Raw genomic sequence first — 16,365 nt, 5'->3', positions numbered from 1 at the left:
TTTTTTTGATCTTCAATGGATTAATTGCATACTAAGAATACGTCTCTTAAAGAGGCGTTATTATTCAAATTTTCGGTAAGTGAGGGATTTATGAAATATTTAGCAACGGCATTGCTGGTCGCTTTATTTGCGGTTCCTGCCAGTGTTAGCGCGTCCAATAGCGCAGGGAAAGTATTCGGCGCCGGTATTGATTGCACGTTTAACGACGGTTCTGTCAAGCAGTTACCACGCGCGTTGTGCAAAGCCTATGGTGGTAGCCACAAATAGCACCAGAGCGCGGCACCAAGTGTCGCGCTGCCCATCAAGGGTGGAAATCGAAGTCCATGCCGATAAACGCCTGCCATCCTCGCTCCCATTCGGCTCTAAGCATGGTTTCATTCTCGGCACCAGCACACTGGCCGATATACCGAACTCCAGCCCGGCCTTTATCAAACGCTTTGAACGGATCACAGTAAACGGCTTTCCCTTCCTGGTATCCCTGACGATAATCTGTTTCAATAAATGAATGTTTGGTTTGCGCTTGTTGGATCTCTGTGAGTGCCTGACTCTGGTAGGCATAGCCATTCGATCCCAAGCGATAACCTTGCTTATACCAAAACTCATCGTCGGATTGCGGTGCTGTACTGCACCCTGCGGTGAACAACAGTGCGATTAAAACTGTATTGCGCATGACCATTCGAGCCTCCAAATACAAAATGGGCAGATAAAACATCTGCCCATTTATACGTCACTGTATACGAATTATTTCACTGTGAACGGGATGGTTAACATCAGTTTGAAGTCCGTCTCGTCCTGGAACAAGTTGGTGTAACCTGCCCAGCTAGGTGCATCAGTATCGTTAAAGTATTCAGTGTAGTAGAAGCTGATGTTGGCGTCTTTCAGCGCTCCGCCCTGAATCGCGTAGTTCGCAAACAGGCTGTATGCGTACTCTTTCAGATCATCGTAGCCTTGCGCTTCTGAGCCAAAGCCGTACGCACCGTTGATACCCGCACTGAAACCTGTCGCGCCGATGTCAGAGAAGTCACGACTTGCAGACAAGAAGAACGCCAGCTCTTCATCGTGGTTGTAGTCTGAACGGTTGTTCCACCAGATCTCGTAAGCACCGTTTGAACCGCCGTACTGGCTGGTCAGACGGTAAGCCAGGTTACCGGACAACGCATCGTCTTTAGCTTCAGCTGACGTATAGGTGGCTTCAGCACGGTAAGAGTATTGACCTGAAGAGAAGCTGGACAGGAACGCCAGTTGGTAAGCCGTGCTATCGTATTGCTCATCGTCATCCACCACGTACAACTGAGGAGACCAGTACAAACCGCCTTCTGTAGTACCTTTCACTTTGAAGTGCGCGTTCACGCGGTCGCCGTCAGACAGGGCGCCGTAGGCAGCGTCAAACGAAATACCGTTGCTCAAGGTGTAACGAGCACCGATCGAGTAAGCGGTACCCGCGTCGTCGCCGTCAGTAGTCTGGAAATCATAAGTTTCTTTAAACCAAGGTGCTTTGTACTCGTCGGCAACAACCAGGCCCACAGCCAGGTTACCGAACGTGCCACCGAGTTCACCACCACGATACGTGCCTGGCGCAAATGACCAGTTCACACCCAACGTGCTCGGAACAGAAGGCTGGAAGTAACCCAGTTTGGCTGTGACTGCATCACCAAACTTAAACTTCAGCGCTGCGGTCGCAAAAGACACCCCATTGTCGGTACAATCGGCATCCCAAGTACCCGTACACTTACTGTCATCCGGCACTTTATCGTACGGGTTATTTACACCCCAGAAGTTCATCTCATGGTCAGGACCGCCGTCTTGCCACATATCGAATGTGCTGTAGATCACCGCATCCAGACCCACGACGTCAGCGACATAACCTGAATTGAAACCAAGATTGGCAAACACCGAACCGTGGTCCAGGTTGGTCACCTTTTTGGTGTCGTTTCCGTTTGCATCGGTACCTGCACGGTCACGAGCGCGCATGAAAAAGTTCAGGTTACCGCTGACGGTCGATTCTGAGAAAAACTCAGACACTTCGCTCGCGTATTCTGGACCTACTGGATCTTCTGCCATCGCAGGTGCTGCTGCCATTGCACTCAGCATTGCAGCAGTGACAGCTGAAACTTTAAAAAATTTGTCCATGGAAAACTCCTAAAAATGGATATAGCTGTTTTTTTGTTTCTCACCTTAAGTTGGCCGCCGAAGGGAGAACGCATTTCCTTTTTTCGAAAATCGTTATTCGTCATGAAAATTGATTTTCTTATTTCCTGCATACACGTTGTGTATCCATGCGTTAAGACTAACTTCGCAACAAAAAACATCAACGAGAACTTAATTTCTATCTAAAAAAATATGAGCCGCTACAAATTTTTATCAAGTTAGTGATCAAGATCTTATTTAACTCTGGAACTTCCTATAAATAAAAATATATCCATAATAAACAATAACTTAAAAAGTTAATATTAATACTAATAGTGAAGTGCGTCGCATACTTATTACGCTAAAGGTGAGGATTCAGAGGAGTTTGAGGAGGATCACAGCAAAAAACACTGTTTACAGCAGGGTCATTTTTTATGAGAAATAAAAAGCCCCGAGAATCACTCTCAGGGCGTTTCGCTATTGCGTGAGGCAAACCGCTAGATAAGATCAAGTAAATCCTGTTCTGTTTTGATCTCAATACCTAAATCTTGTGCTTTCGCCAATTTTGATCCGGCATTTTCGCCGGCAAACAGCACATCGGTATTCTTTGAAACGCTGCCCGTCACCTTTGCGCCAAGAGCTTGCAGGGCGGCTTTGGCGTCAGAGCGAGAGAGCTGAGTCAGTGTCCCCGTCAGCACCACGGTTTTACCAGCCAGCGGCTGAGGTGTCGATTCATCCGGTGCAGCGACTTGAGGCCAATGGATACCCATTTCAAGCAGTTCCCGAATCACCGCTTGGTTGTTCTCTTCCGCGAAAAAAGCCGTGATATGGCTGGCGACGATCGCACCGATGTCTGGCACCTCAACCAACGCCTCGTGACTTGCTTCCTGAATTTTTTCCAGTGTTTTGAAATGCATGGCCAGATTCGCAGCCGTCGCTTCACCCACTTCGCGGATCCCCAGTGAGTACAAGAATCGCGGTAACGTCGTCTCTTTTGCCTGCTTTAGGGCATCCACAACATTTTGTGCGGATTTAGGCCCCATGCGATCCAGTACCGTCAATACTCCGGCTGACAACTTAAACAAATCTGCCGGGGTGTGAACCATTTCACGATCCACCAGTTGTTCAATGACTTTTTCACCTAACCCATCCACGTCCAGCGCTTTACGTGACACAAAGTGCTTCAATGCTTCTTTACGCTGGGCCTGACACACTAGTCCTCCAGTGCATCGCGCCACCGCTTCGCCTTCCACTCGTTCCACTTCCGACTGACATACTGGACAATGGGTAGGAAAGTGTATGTCTCTGGCGTCGTCCGGGCGACGCTCAAGCACCACCGAAACAACCTGTGGAATCACATCGCCGGCGCGACGGATCACCACACTGTCACCGATTTTAACCCCCAGGCGGGCGATTTCATCGCCATTGTGTAACGTCGCGTTGCTGACCGTCACGCCACCGACAAACACCGGTTCCAGTTTGGCCACCGGGGTAACGGCTCCGGTTCGCCCAACCTGAAACTCGACGTCTTTAAGCAGAGTGATCTCTTCCTGGGCCGGAAACTTATACGCGATCGCCCAGCGCGGTGCGCGGGCAACAAACCCTAACTGCTCCTGAATGTCGATATCATCGACCTTAATCACGACGCCGTCTATCTCGTACGCAAGTTGATCACGACGCTGTAAAATATCCTGATAATAAGCTTTTACGGCCGTCAAAGAACTCACCTGACGGGTTTCCGGGCACATAGGTAATCCCCAGCCCTTCAGTTGCAAGAAGCGTTGGTAGTGACTGTCCGACAGATCCGCACCTTCAACCACGCCAACACTGTAAGCATAAAAGTTCAGTGGACGTTTGGCCGTAATACGTGAGTCGAGCTGCCTCAGGCTTCCCGCTGCCGCATTGCGCGGATTCACAAACACCTTTTCGCCTTTTTTCAGCGCATCTTCATTAAGTTTGTCAAAACCGGCTTTGGGCATAAACACTTCACCACGCACTTCAATCCGTGTTGGCCACCCTTGTCCATTCAAGCGTAATGGAATCGCTTTGATGGTGCGGACATTTTCTGTGATGTTCTCGCCCGTGGTACCGTCGCCACGCGTAGCAGCCTGTACCAGCACGCCATTTTCATACAGCAGACTCACTGCGAGACCATCGAGTTTCGGCTCACAGCAGAACGTTTTCACTTCCCCGCCAGACAAACGGTCATTCATCCGCTTGTAAAAACTGTCAATTTCCTCGTCATCAAACGCATTGTCGAGCGAGAGCATCGGAATTTCATGGGTCACGGGTTTGAAACCGTCAAGCGGCATCCCACCAACACGTTGACTTGGCGAATCGACCGTCACCCACTCCGGATGTTCCGCTTCGATATCCAGCAATTCACGCATCAGACGATCGTATTCGGCATCCGGGATCTCCGGGCTGTCTTCCACGTAGTAGCGCACCGCATGGTAATGCAGAGTATTTTTAAGTTCTTCCAGTCGTTCTTGTAGAGAATGAGACATATCAGGGCTCTCATGTGGTGTAGCATTAAAAAAGGCTCCGGGATGGAGCCTTAGGCTAATGATTTTATAACAAATCAGGCCGATTGTGCGGCTTTAAAATCCTGGATTTGCTTGCGGTACGTATCCAGACGAGTTGGTGTCATCAGATTGCGATGATCATCCAGCACGTTACCGCCCATATCATCGGCGATCTGTTGTGCGGTTTTCAGCATCAGTTTGAAGTTCTGATCCGCTTCACCGAAACACGGTAGAGTCATAAAGAAGGAAATCCCTTTGGTGGTAAAATCTGCCGGGTCATCGTGTTGCAGCGTTCCCGGTTGCATCATGTTGGCCACGCTGAACAAAATCTTACCGGTACCCGATAAGTCGGCATGGCGGTGGAAGATGTCCATCTCACCATACAGCAGACCATTTTGCTGCATGCTGTCAAACAGCTTAGTGCCGACAAACGGCTCTTCACCGGCACAGTGTACGTTAAGTACGATCACTTGCATTTCGGGCTCAGGCTTAGGTTCCGGCTCGGTTGGAGCCGCGGCGGTAACCATCGCTTCTTGCGCAGGTTGCTCTTCGACAATTTCGCTGAATGCGTCGGCAAACGGAGCCGGTTGCTTATCGAGCTCCTCATCCAGATCTTTAAAAGCTTTGATTGACGGCAAATCGTCTTCGCTGTTTTCACGATCACTAACGGTCGGCTCAGCAGGCGCCTGATAAGTGCCGGGCTCTGAGGTTGCCGTGCTCACGGCAGCGTCATGGTATCCGTCAATCAATGGATCAGCAGCGGCGGGTTCTACCGAGAAATTCGCAGAGTGCTTGTCCTTGCGGATAATTTCGTAATCATCTTCCGGTGCAAAAGCGCGCTCTTGTGCCTCCGGGGTATCCTCTTCGTCGTGTTCGACATCGATTCTGCCAAGTGGTTTGTCCGCAAATTTGGCTTTGCCCTCTTTCTTACTTGTCCAAAGTCCATGAAATAGCAGCGCAGCAATAGCTAAAGCGCCAACAATAATGAGTACGAATCGCAATTCCTGCATTTTACACTCTCGGTTTCTCGATGTTATTTGGCGTCGATCGCGTGGTCATCGAACGCTTCACCAAGTTTGATGTCAATAGTATTCAGGTTACTTTACCAAAACTAACCCCCGTTTTAGAACAACTTAATGTTAGAAGTTCTATTTATGGTGTGACTTTGACCACGCTTTTTTTCCTGTTAAGGTTCGTTAGAATACAAAACAGCAATATTAACGTTAATTCCTAAGACATTATGAGTACACATTTGAGACAACGTAGCGGTTTTGGCTACTTTTTTTACGGGCTGGAGCTGGCTTTTCAGCCTGGCATACGCCGATTTGTCATGATGCCTCTACTGGCCAACATCTTATTGGTCGGAGGGGCGCTGTTCTATTTATTCTCTCAACTCGACACCTGGATTGGTCAGATGATGGGGCAACTCCCGGATTTTCTGTCCTGGTTAAGCTACCTCCTCTGGCCAATTATAGTGTTGACCATTCTGGCCACATTTTCCTACTTCTTCAGTACCCTGGCAAACTTCATTGCCGCCCCGTTTAACGGTCTGCTGGCAGAAAAAGTGGAAGAAAAGCTGACCGGACACAAGATCAATGACGACGGCATTTTCGACATTATTAAGGATGTTCCCCGCGTTATGGCCCGGGAGTGGCGTAAACTGATTTATATGCTGCCCAAAGCCATTGGCCTGTTTTTGTTGCTGCTGATCCCTGCTTTGGGTCAGACACTCGGACCCGTGTTATGGTTCGCGTTTACCGCCTGGATGCTGGCTATCCAGTACTGTGACTATCCATTTGATAACCACAAAGTCCCGTTTCACGACATGCGTAATAAATTGAAACAAAATCAAAGTAAGGCGTATGGCTTTGGTGCACTAGTCGCAGTGTTCACCACCATTCCGATTCTCAACTTATTCATCATGCCTGTGGCGGTCTGTGGTGCCACCGCCATGTGGGTCTCTGAGTTCAAAACGCCGCAACGTTGAGAAATCCTGGCACCGACTTTTTAAGTGGGTGCCAATTTGCACGCTTTACCTTTCTTATTTCAGTCTCATATCTTATAACTTTTTAATCCTTTTCCGCTTTTTACCAACAACATATGCTTTTCAGTGTATTCACTAAACGTGTAATGAAGGAACATCACCATGAGCAAGATCTACGAAGATAACTCACTGACCATTGGTAACACCCCCCTGGTTCGTTTGAATAAAGTCAGCAACGGCAAAGTACTGGCTAAAATAGAAGCGCGTAACCCAAGTTTCAGCGTGAAGTGCCGTATCGGTGCCAACATGATCTGGGATGCCGAAAAACAGGGTAAGCTGAAACCAGGCGTCGAACTGGTTGAGCCAACCAGTGGTAATACAGGGGTTGCGCTGGCATTCGTTGCCGCCGCTCGTGGTTACAAACTGACGCTAACAATGCCAGAGTCCATGAGCTTGGAGCGCCGTAAACTGCTGAAAGCACTTGGCGCGAATCTGGAACTGACCGAAGCGGCGAAAGGCATGAAAGGCGCCATCGCGAAAGCGGAAGAAATTGTCGCCAGCAACCCGGACAAATACCTGCTTCTGCAACAATTTAACAACCCGGCCAACCCGGAAATTCATGAAAAAACAACCGGCCCTGAAATCTGGGACGCGACCAACGGAGAGATTGACGTGTTTGTTTCAGGCGTCGGTACGGGCGGTACGCTGACCGGGACCAGCCGTTACATCAAAGGCGAAAAAGGCAAAGCGATCGTGTCGGTTGCGGTTGAGCCAGCCGAGTCTCCGGTTATCGCACAGGCACTCGCCGGCGAAGAAATCCAACCTGCTCCGCATAAAATTCAAGGTATCGGCGCTGGCTTCATCCCTGGCAACCTGGATTTGGAACTGATTGACCGCGTAGAAGCCGTGACGTCTGAAGAAGCGATTGAAATGGCTCGCCGCCTGATGGAAGAGGAAGGTATCTTAGCCGGTATTTCTTCTGGCGCAGCGGTTGTCGCGGCAAACCGACTTGCAGAACTACCTGAATTTGAAGGAAAAACCATTGTAACTGTGCTGCCAAGTTCTGGTGAGCGTTACCTCAGTACCGCCCTGTTTGCGGGCATCTTTACCGACAAAGAGAACCAACAGTAAACCTGTGGTCAAATCAATTTTTGGTTTAAAAAAGCCCCTTTTAGGGGCTTTTTTGTTGATCCTTGCCTCACCTTTGGTAATATCGGGTCAGCTTTATTTCTAGCTTCAAAATAAAAGAAGCGGAAGAATTTATATCGACGGCTAGTTTTCCTAACGGAATGCAAAGCGGTTGCAAAAAGTTCACTCCAGTATCAGCTGTAACACGTAAAAGGCGGGGTTGCGCTAGCGCAACCCAACAGTTGCGGTTAAGCTGAAACTGGTTAAGAAACTGAAAAAAATAAATCAATTGGGGTATATAACATGTACGAGAAGCAAGTAGAAATCACTGCAGAAAACGGTCTTCACACTCGTCCAGCTGCACAGTTCGTAAAAGAAGCAAAAGCATTCGACGCGGACATCACTGTGACTTCTAACGGCAAAAGCGCTAGCGCAAAGAGCCTGTTCAAACTACAAACTCTTGGCCTGGTTAAAGGTACTGTAGTAACAATTTCAGCGGAAGGCCCTCAGGCTCAACAAGCTGTAGACCACCTAGTTGCTCTGATGGACCAACTGCACTAATCCGGTCTCCTATTTCAAAGCCATTTTGCCCACGCAAAATGGCTTTGTTGGAAATAGGCCCAAACTTAAGCTACAAATATTCGTTAGCGCACTCATAAATCTCCCGTTATAAAGTTGACCAATTTAAGGTAAGGCTATGATTTCAGGCATCCTGGCATCTCCTGGTATTGCTATCGGTAAAGCACTACTACTTCAAGAAGATGAAATTGTCCTAAATACGACCACTATTTCTGACGCTCAAGTTGAAGCAGAAGTTCAGCGTTTCTATGACGCTCGCAACAAATCTTCCGCTCAGCTGGAACTGATCAAACAGAAAGCACTGGAAACTTTTGGTGAAGAAAAAGAAGCGATCTTTGAAGGTCACATCATGCTTCTTGAAGATGAAGAGCTAGAGGAAGAAATCCTAGCACTTATCAAAAACGACAAGCTGCACGCTGATAACGCCATTCATACTGTGATCGAAGAGCAAGCCACTGCGCTTGAATCTCTGGACGATGAATATCTGAAAGAACGTGCGACTGATATCCGCGATATCGGTACGCGCTTTGTTAAAAATGCACTGGGTATCAACATTGTGTCACTGAGTGACATCAATGAAGAAGTTATCTTGGTTGCATACGACCTGACGCCATCAGAAACCGCGCAAATCAACCTGGACTACGTACTGGGTTTTGCGTGCGACATCGGCGGTCGTACTTCTCACACTTCTATCATGGCTCGTTCGCTCGAACTTCCTGCGATTGTGGGTACCAATGACGTCACCAAACGTGTGAAAAACGGCGATACTCTGATCCTGGATGCGGTTAACAACCAGATCATCGTTAACCCGTCCGAGGCTCAGCTCGACGAAGCAAAGCAAGTTCAGGCGGCAGCGATCGCAGAGAAAGAAGAACTGGCGAAACTCAAAGATCTGCCAGCCGAAACTCTGGACGGCCACCGCGTTGAAGTGTGTGGCAACATCGGTACTGTAAAAGACTGTGATGGCGTACTGCGTAACGGCGGCGAAGGCGTTGGTCTGTACCGTACAGAATTCCTGTTCATGGACCGTGACGCCCTGCCAACGGAAGAAGAGCAGTACCAGGCATACAAAGAAGTGGCAGAAGCGATGCATGGCGAAGCCGTCATCATCCGTACCATGGACATTGGCGGTGACAAAGACCTGCCATACATGGATTTGCCACAAGAAATGAACCCATTCCTGGGCTGGCGTGCGGTTCGCATCAGCTTGGATCGCCGTGAAATTCTGCGTGATCAGCTACGCGGTATCCTGCGCGCATCGGCTCATGGCAAACTGCGCATCATGTTCCCGATGATCATTTCTGTTGAAGAGATTCGTGAACTGAAAAAAGCCATTGAAGAGTACAAAGCAGAGCTGCGTACTGAAGGTCTGGCGTTCGACGAAAACATCGAAATCGGTGTGATGGTTGAAACACCGGCAGCCGCAGCAATCGCTCACCATCTGGCAAAAGAAGTTTCGTTCTTCTCTATCGGTACCAATGACCTGACTCAGTACACACTGGCGGTTGACCGTGGTAACGAAATGATTTCTCACCTATACAACCCGTTGTCTCCAGCCGTATTGAACGTGATCAAGCAAGTCATTGATGCGTCTCACGCTGAAGGCAAGTGGACAGGTATGTGTGGCGAACTGGCTGGTGATGATCGCGCTACATTACTGCTACTGGGTATGGGTCTGGATGAGTTCTCCATGAGCGGCATCTCAATCCCGAAAGTGAAAAAAGTGATCCGCAATACCAACTTTGCTGACGTCAAAGCGATGGCAGAAGAGGCTTTGTCTCTCCCGACTGCTGATGAAATTGAAGCGTGTGTAGAGAAATTTATTGCAGAAAAGTCTCAATAAATCTGCTAATACCAAAGGGATAGGCGACTAAAAGTAGTCGTCTATCGACTATGATTGGTATACTATAAATCGACAGAAAAAAACTCAACGTTAGGAGCATGACACAATGGGTCTGTTTGACAAACTTAAGAAGCTGGTCTCTGACGACAGCGCTAGCGCGGGTGCAATCGAAATCATCGCACCACTTTCAGGTGAAATCGTAAACATCGAAGACGTGCCAGATGTTGTTTTTGCTGAAAAGATCGTTGGTGACGGCATCGCTATCAAACCTGCGGGTAACAAAATGGTAGCTCCTGTAAACGGTACTATCGGTAAGATCTTTGAGACCAACCATGCGTTCTCAATCGAATCTGACGACGGCGTTGAGCTATTCGTTCACTTCGGTATCGATACTGTTGAGCTGAAAGGCGAAGGCTTTAAGCGCATCGCTGAAGAAGGCCAGACAGTGAAGGCAGGTGACACTATCATCGAATTCGATCTGGCTCTGCTGGAAGAGAAAGCAAAATCTACGCTGACTCCAGTGGTTATCTCTAACATGGACGAAATCAAAGAGCTGAACAAGCTGTCTGGTTCTGTGACTGTTGGTGAAACGCCAGTGCTTCGCGTCACTAAGTAACACTTAGTCATGCAACAAAAAAACGCTGCCTATGGCAGCGTTTTTTTGTCGTTGAACTTTTACATGCCTAATGCATATTTGAGTACCTGTTGCTTCACCGGCCCCGAATGTTCCGCCAGTTTCAGCGTGGCATTACGCAGCAATTTCAGCGGTGGTAAATCATTACTGAAGCCTTTGTAAAACACATCCATCCCCGTTTGCATCAACAGATTATCCGGACGACGACGACGCTCATACCTCTTGAGCAAAACCGCCTCTAACTCATGACCGTCACTCACGTCCAACAGCACCGCCACATCTTTGAAGCCGAGGTTGACTCCCTGTCCGGCCAGGGGATTGATGGTGTGCGCCGAGTCTCCCACCAGTACACATCCGCGCTGGGCGTACGTCTGTGCATGACGTCGGGTCAGAGGAAACGAGCCCATCCCCTGAACCTTCACATCGCCCAACTCAGGAGGAAACGTAGTGAGGATCTGTTCACGCAACTGATCATGATTGAGCGCACTTAATTGGCGTATTTTCTGCGGAGAGTCATACCAAACCAGTGATCCTTGATGACCACACAAAGGCAAAAACGACCGCGGGCCAGCTGAGGTGAACTGTTGCCAGGTGATGTCCTGTTGCGGCTTCGCCGTCTCAACACTAATCAGCATACAGTGCTGGCGATAGTCCCAGGCGGTCACCCCAATACCAGCCAGTTGTCTGACGTGCGAGTTAGCCCCGTCGGCCCCCACGACCCATTCGACGTCGAACGTCTCGCCAGAACTGAGTGTCACACGGTTGCGCGCCCCGAATTCGATGTCGCTGAGCGTATCCGGACATCTGACGGTCAGGTTGTCATACTGGTCGAACTGTTGCCACAGTCCGAGCTGAATCAGACGATTTTCGATAATGTAGCCCAGTTGCTCCAGCGCCATCGACTCTGCGTCAAAGCGGGTACGGCACTCTGGGTGCTCCCAGGTTTCCAATCGACGATACGGACAGACACGCATCGCGGCGATATCTTCCCAGGCGCCCAGTTCACGCAACAAAGCCACCGACGTTTCAGAAATTGCTGAAACACGGATATCCATGGGCTGAGCGGCGTCAAATGCCTTTGGCTCAGCCCCTTCCACCAACACCACACTGCGCCCCTGGCGAGCAAAACCGAGTGCGATAGCGGCACCGACCATACCGCCTCCGACAACGGCGACTTCATAGTTGTTCATTTCTTGCACTTCATCGTCTTGATTTTCGACCTGTTTTTCATTGTACGTTTTCATAACCAAAATGTAACTAAAAACCTTGAGCCGCGTGTGGTCAAAACCCAGTAAAAACAAGGCTTCTAAGAGAATTTACTGCAATACTGGTCAGTTGGTTTTTAAAGCAGTACAATACGCCGCTTACCGCCGAGAGGGCGGCTATAATTTGAACGGTAACGTTCATTATGTTGAGAATTAACACGAGCGAAAGTGAGATGAGTAAGAAACTGCTAATTAAAACCTGGGGCTGCCAGATGAATGAATACGATTCATCCAAAATGGCTGATCTGCTTAACGCGGCAAACGGCTACGAGCTGACAGAAGAACCAGAAGAAGCAGATGTACTACTACTGAACACCTGTTCGATCCGTGAAAAGGCACAAGAAAAAGTCTTCCACCAGCTTGGCCGCTGGAAAACACTGAAAGACAAAAAGCCGGGCGTAGTGATTGGTGTGGGCGGCTGTGTGGCCACACAGGAAGGTGACCATATCCGTGAACGTGCGCCGTTTGTCGACGTTATCTTTGGCCCTCAGACTCTGCATCGCCTGCCTGAAATGATCAAGCAGTCACGCGACGACGAAGCACCGGTTATGGACATTTCATTCCCAGAAATCGAGAAGTTTGACCGCTTGCCAGAACCGCGTGCCGATGGTGCAACCGCATTCGTTTCCATCATGGAAGGCTGTTCTAAATACTGCACCTACTGTGTGGTTCCATACACCCGTGGCGAAGAAGTCAGTCGCCCAATGGATGACGTGCTGTTCGAGATCGCTCAATTGGCTGAGCAAGGCGTGCGTGAAGTGAACCTGTTGGGTCAGAACGTTAACGCGTACCGTGGACCAATGCACGATGGTGATATCTGCAGCTTTGCAGAGCTGCTGCGCCTGGTCGCTTCGATTGATGGTATTGACCGAATCCGCTTCACCACCAGCCACCCACTGGAATTCACTGACGATATCATCGCCGTCTATGAAGATACACCGGAGCTGGTGAGTTTCTTACACCTGCCAGTGCAAAGCGGCAGTGACCGTATCCTGACCATGATGAAGCGTCCTCATACAGGCATTGAGTACAAGTCGATCATTCGTAAACTGCGCAAAGCGCGCCCTGATATTCAGATCAGCTCTGACTTTATCGTGGGTTTCCCTGGTGAGAGCGACAAAGACTTCCAGGACACCATGAAACTGATCCGTGACGTGGATTTTGATATGAGCTTCAGCTTTATCTTCTCTCCTCGTCCGGGTACACCGGCGGCAGACTACCCTTGCGATCTGTCCGAGCAAACCAAAAAAGAGCGCCTGTACGAGCTACAACAGACCATCAACAGCCAGGCGATGCGTTACTCGCGCCTGATGATGGACACCGAACAGCGCATTCTGGTTGAAGGCCCGTCGAAGAAGAACCTGATGGAACTTCGTGGTCGTACTGAGAACAACCGTGTAGTAAACTTTGAAGGATCGGCGGATCTTATTGGTCAGTTTGTTGACGTGAAGATCGTTGACGTATTCCCGAACTCTCTGCGTGGTGAACTGCTCCGCACAGAGAAAGACATGAACCTTCGCCAGGTGATTTCGCCCACTCAGATGATGGCCAAAACACGTCGCGAAGACGAACTGGGTGTCGCTACATTTACGCCTTAAGTTCGTATAACCTGCCATAGGGAAGCCCGGTCGCAATCGGGCTTCCGCTAAAATGGCAAAATGAGAGGCAACATTGAGCACAAAAATAGTAACTCTGGAAATTAACCTAGAACCTTCAGACAACCGCCGCCTGGCCAGCCTTTGCGGCCCTTTCGACGACAACATCAAACACCTCGAACGCCGTCTGGGCGTTGAAATCAGCTACCGAGGCAACTTTTTTACTATCGTCGGAAAACCCCACACTTCCGCTGCGGCGCTGGATATCATCAAAACACTGTACGTCGACACCGCTCCACTACGTGGCAATATTCCGGATATTGAACCTGAGCAGATCCATTTAGCGATCAAAGAGTCCGGTGTACTGGAACAAACCAGCGAATCCAGTATTGAGCACGGCAAAGAAGTGTTCATTAAGACCAAAAAAGGGGTCATCAAACCGAGAACGCCGAATCAGGCTCAGTATCTGGTGAATATGGTCACCCATGATATCAGCTTCGGTATCGGCCCTGCGGGTACCGGTAAGACGTATCTGGCGGTCGCGGCGGCCGTGGATGCCCTAGAGCGTCAGGAAATCCGCCGAATTCTGCTGACCCGCCCAGCCGTCGAAGCCGGTGAAAAATTAGGCTTTCTGCCCGGCGATCTGAGCCAGAAAGTCGATCCATACCTGCGCCCACTCTACGACGCGCTGTTTGAAATGCTCGGCTTCGAACGTGTGGAAAAGCTGATTGAGCGCAACGTGATTGAAGTCGCGCCTCTTGCGTACATGCGAGGCCGTACACTCAACGATGCGTTTATCATTCTCGATGAGAGCCAGAACACTACGGTAGAGCAAATGAAAATGTTCCTGACCCGTATTGGCTTTAACTCACGCGCCGTCATTACCGGTGATGTCACTCAGATCGATTTGCCACGCGGCGCGAAATCAGGTCTGCGTCATGCGATTGAAGTACTGAATGAAGTCGACGAAATCAGCTTTAACTTCTTCCAGTCTGATGACGTGGTACGTCACCCTGTGGTGGCCCGCATCGTGAATGCGTATGAGAAATGGGAAGCGCAGGATCAAAAAGAACGCAAAGAGTATGAACGTCGCCGTCGTGAAGAGCGCGAAGCCAAACAGAGCGATGCTGCCGTCTCAGAGCAAAACACCACACCGACTTCGATTCAGGAAACCAGTAAGTAATGACTATCGAACTTGATCTGCAATTGGCGGTCGAACAAGAATCCGGCCTGCCATCAGAGCAGGATGTTCAGCGCTGGCTGGATAACGCCATCCAGCGTTTTCAGGCCGACGCCGAAGTCACCGTCCGGATCGTTGACAACGAAGAAAGTCAGGCGCTCAATCGCGACTATCGCGGTAAAGATAAGCCGACAAATGTGCTGTCATTTCCGTTTGAGGCGCCACCGGGCATCGAAATGAACCTGTTGGGCGATCTGGTCATCTGCCGTCAAGTCGTTGAAAACGAGGCGAAAGAACAAGAGAAACCACTGGAGGCCCACTGGGCACATATGGTTGTACATGGCAGTCTGCATCTGCTAGGTTATGACCATATCGAGGAGGATGAAGCAGAAGAGATGGAGTCCCTCGAAACAGAAATCATGCTGGCGATGGGTTACACTGACCCGTATCTGGCAGAAAAGGAGTAGTGCTAACGCCCTGCTTCGTTCGTGACGGTTCCGGCTATTTCCCGAGCCGGGGCATCATTGGGATGCCTCACCGTCAATGTGTGCTATCACACTTCTGATAGCGTTACTTAATTGAGAAATAATGAGCGACGATAATTCTCCGAGTTCAACGGAAAGCAAAAAAGAAAAATCTGAAGGTCCGAGTAGAAAGTCCTTCTTTGAACGCCTGGGTCAGTTGTTCCAGGGCGAACCGAAAGATCGCCAGGAATTAGTGGATGTCATCCGAGACTCCGAAGTCAACGACCTGATTGACCATGACACCCGAGACATGCTCGAAGGGGTGATGGAAATCTCCGAAATGCGCGTGCGTGATATCATGATCCCACGCTCACAGATGGTCACTGTGGAACGCAGTGATGATCTGGATAAGCTGGTTCTGCTGATCACCGATGCTCAGCACTCCCGCTACCCGGTCATCAGTGAAGACAAAGACCATGTGGAAGGCATTCTGCTAGCGAAGGACTTACTCAAGTATTTGGGCTCAGACAGCTCGCCATTTGATATCGAAGAAGTGATCCGTCCTGCGGTCGTGGTTCCGGAAAGCAAGCGGGTTGATCGCTTGTTGAAAGAATTCCGTGAGGAACGTTATCACATGGCAATTGTCGTAGATGAGTTCGGTGGTGTTTCTGGTCTGGTGACCATTGAAGATATTCTCGAAGAGATCGTTGGCGATATCGAAGACGAATTCGACGACGAAGAAGCAATGGACATCCGTAAACTCAGTAAGCACACCTATGCAGTCAAAGCACTGACCACCATAGAAGAGTTCAACCAAACGTTCGGCACCCAGTTCAGTGATGAAGAAGTGGATACCGTCGGCGGCATGGTCATGACCGCATTCGGTCACCTGCCTTCTCGTGGTGAAATTGTGGAAATCGACAGCTACAGTTTCAAAGTGACAGCTGCGGACAATCGCCGAGTCGTTCAACTTCAGGTAACGGTTCCGGATGAACAGCCTCTGCCTCAAGCGGCCGGGGAGTAACGCTAACCACCCCTTTC

Annotated in this window: 15 protein-coding genes; 10 read left to right on the top strand and 5 right to left on the bottom strand. The window is 49.6% G+C overall.

The genetic code is table 11. The features are described from left to right. The first annotated feature begins 90 nt into the window (after window positions 1–90). Window positions 91–267 carry a hypothetical protein gene (locus tag CAG64_RS23685; RefSeq protein WP_169727784.1) on the top strand — a complete coding sequence of 59 codons (177 nt, stop codon included), beginning with the start codon at window positions 91–93 and terminating at the stop codon, window positions 265–267. Between the two features lie 34 nt (window positions 268–301). Here CAG64_RS23685 and CAG64_RS16595 read toward each other — a convergent pair whose 3' ends face one another. The 4 genes from CAG64_RS16595 to zipA all read right to left on the bottom strand — a co-directional run bounded on the left by CAG64_RS16595 (window position 302) and on the right by zipA (window position 5,662). Further along, complete coding sequence (locus CAG64_RS16595; protein WP_161457799.1) at window positions 302–670, bottom strand: DUF2799 domain-containing protein; 369 nt, start codon at window positions 668–670, stop codon at window positions 302–304. Between the two features lie 71 nt (window positions 671–741). Then, the gene (locus CAG64_RS16590) at window positions 742–2,130 is read right to left on the bottom strand and encodes a hypothetical protein (protein ID WP_021703772.1); all 1,389 of its coding nucleotides are present in this window, start codon (window positions 2,128–2,130) and stop codon (window positions 742–744) included. 494 nt (window positions 2,131–2,624) lie between these two features. Next, complete coding sequence (ligA, locus tag CAG64_RS16585; protein WP_021703771.1) at window positions 2,625–4,634, bottom strand: NAD-dependent DNA ligase LigA; 2,010 nt, start codon at window positions 4,632–4,634, stop codon at window positions 2,625–2,627. A gap of 74 nt (window positions 4,635–4,708) precedes the next feature. Next, entirely contained in the window at window positions 4,709–5,662 is a 954-nt protein-coding gene (gene zipA / locus CAG64_RS16580) for a cell division protein ZipA (protein WP_021703770.1), read from the bottom strand. Between the two features lie 230 nt (window positions 5,663–5,892). Here zipA and cysZ point away from each other — a divergent pair, with 230 nt between their 5' ends. The 5 genes from cysZ to crr all read left to right on the top strand — a co-directional run bounded on the left by cysZ (window position 5,893) and on the right by crr (window position 10,802). Next, window positions 5,893–6,639 carry a sulfate transporter CysZ gene (cysZ, locus tag CAG64_RS16575; protein WP_161488286.1) on the top strand — a complete coding sequence of 249 codons (747 nt, stop codon included), beginning with the start codon at window positions 5,893–5,895 and terminating at the stop codon, window positions 6,637–6,639. A 159-nt stretch (window positions 6,640–6,798) separates the two neighbouring features. Continuing rightward, window positions 6,799–7,767 (top strand): cysteine synthase A, encoded by a 969-nt coding sequence (cysK, locus tag CAG64_RS16570; protein WP_021703768.1) that lies wholly within the window; start codon window positions 6,799–6,801, stop codon window positions 7,765–7,767. A gap of 300 nt (window positions 7,768–8,067) precedes the next feature. Further along, the gene (locus CAG64_RS16565; protein WP_011078325.1) at window positions 8,068–8,325 is read left to right on the top strand and encodes an HPr family phosphocarrier protein; all 258 of its coding nucleotides are present in this window, start codon (window positions 8,068–8,070) and stop codon (window positions 8,323–8,325) included. A 136-nt stretch (window positions 8,326–8,461) separates the two neighbouring features. Beyond that, window positions 8,462–10,186: a phosphoenolpyruvate-protein phosphotransferase PtsI gene (gene ptsI, locus CAG64_RS16560; protein ID WP_161454762.1), complete on the top strand. Its 1,725-nt coding sequence runs from the start codon at window positions 8,462–8,464 to the stop codon at window positions 10,184–10,186. A 106-nt stretch (window positions 10,187–10,292) separates the two neighbouring features. Continuing rightward, entirely contained in the window at window positions 10,293–10,802 is a 510-nt protein-coding gene (gene crr / locus CAG64_RS16555; protein ID WP_161488285.1) for a PTS glucose transporter subunit IIA, read from the top strand. A gap of 59 nt (window positions 10,803–10,861) precedes the next feature. Here crr and CAG64_RS16550 read toward each other — a convergent pair whose 3' ends face one another. Continuing rightward, window positions 10,862–12,010: a 2-octaprenyl-3-methyl-6-methoxy-1,4-benzoquinol hydroxylase gene (locus CAG64_RS16550; protein WP_161488287.1), complete on the bottom strand. Its 1,149-nt coding sequence runs from the start codon at window positions 12,008–12,010 to the stop codon at window positions 10,862–10,864. Window positions 12,011–12,258: 248 nt separating this feature from the next. On the opposite strand from CAG64_RS16550, the gene miaB reads away from it, so the two are divergent. The 4 genes from miaB to corC all read left to right on the top strand — a co-directional run bounded on the left by miaB (window position 12,259) and on the right by corC (window position 16,348). Next, window positions 12,259–13,683, top strand: a complete 1,425-nt coding sequence (gene miaB / locus CAG64_RS16545) for a tRNA (N6-isopentenyl adenosine(37)-C2)-methylthiotransferase MiaB (protein ID WP_021703764.1) — start codon at window positions 12,259–12,261, stop codon at window positions 13,681–13,683. 73 nt (window positions 13,684–13,756) lie between these two features. Then, entirely contained in the window at window positions 13,757–14,863 is a 1,107-nt protein-coding gene (locus tag CAG64_RS16540) for a PhoH family protein (RefSeq protein WP_161488284.1), read from the top strand. Next, window positions 14,863–15,327, top strand: a complete 465-nt coding sequence (gene ybeY / locus CAG64_RS16535) for an rRNA maturation RNase YbeY (protein WP_021703762.1) — start codon at window positions 14,863–14,865, stop codon at window positions 15,325–15,327. Before CAG64_RS16540 ends, ybeY begins: the two co-directional genes overlap by 1 nt. Before the next feature lie 121 nt (window positions 15,328–15,448). Then, the gene (gene corC / locus CAG64_RS16530; RefSeq protein WP_021703761.1) at window positions 15,449–16,348 is read left to right on the top strand and encodes a CNNM family magnesium/cobalt transport protein CorC; all 900 of its coding nucleotides are present in this window, start codon (window positions 15,449–15,451) and stop codon (window positions 16,346–16,348) included. Window positions 16,349–16,365: the final 17 nt, after the last annotated feature.

The sequence above is a fragment of the Vibrio sp. V38_P2S17PM301 genome (assembly GCF_009904845.1).
Classification (GTDB): domain Bacteria; phylum Pseudomonadota; class Gammaproteobacteria; order Enterobacterales; family Vibrionaceae; genus Vibrio; species Vibrio proteolyticus.
This window is presented reverse-complemented; position numbering and strand designations above follow the sequence as displayed.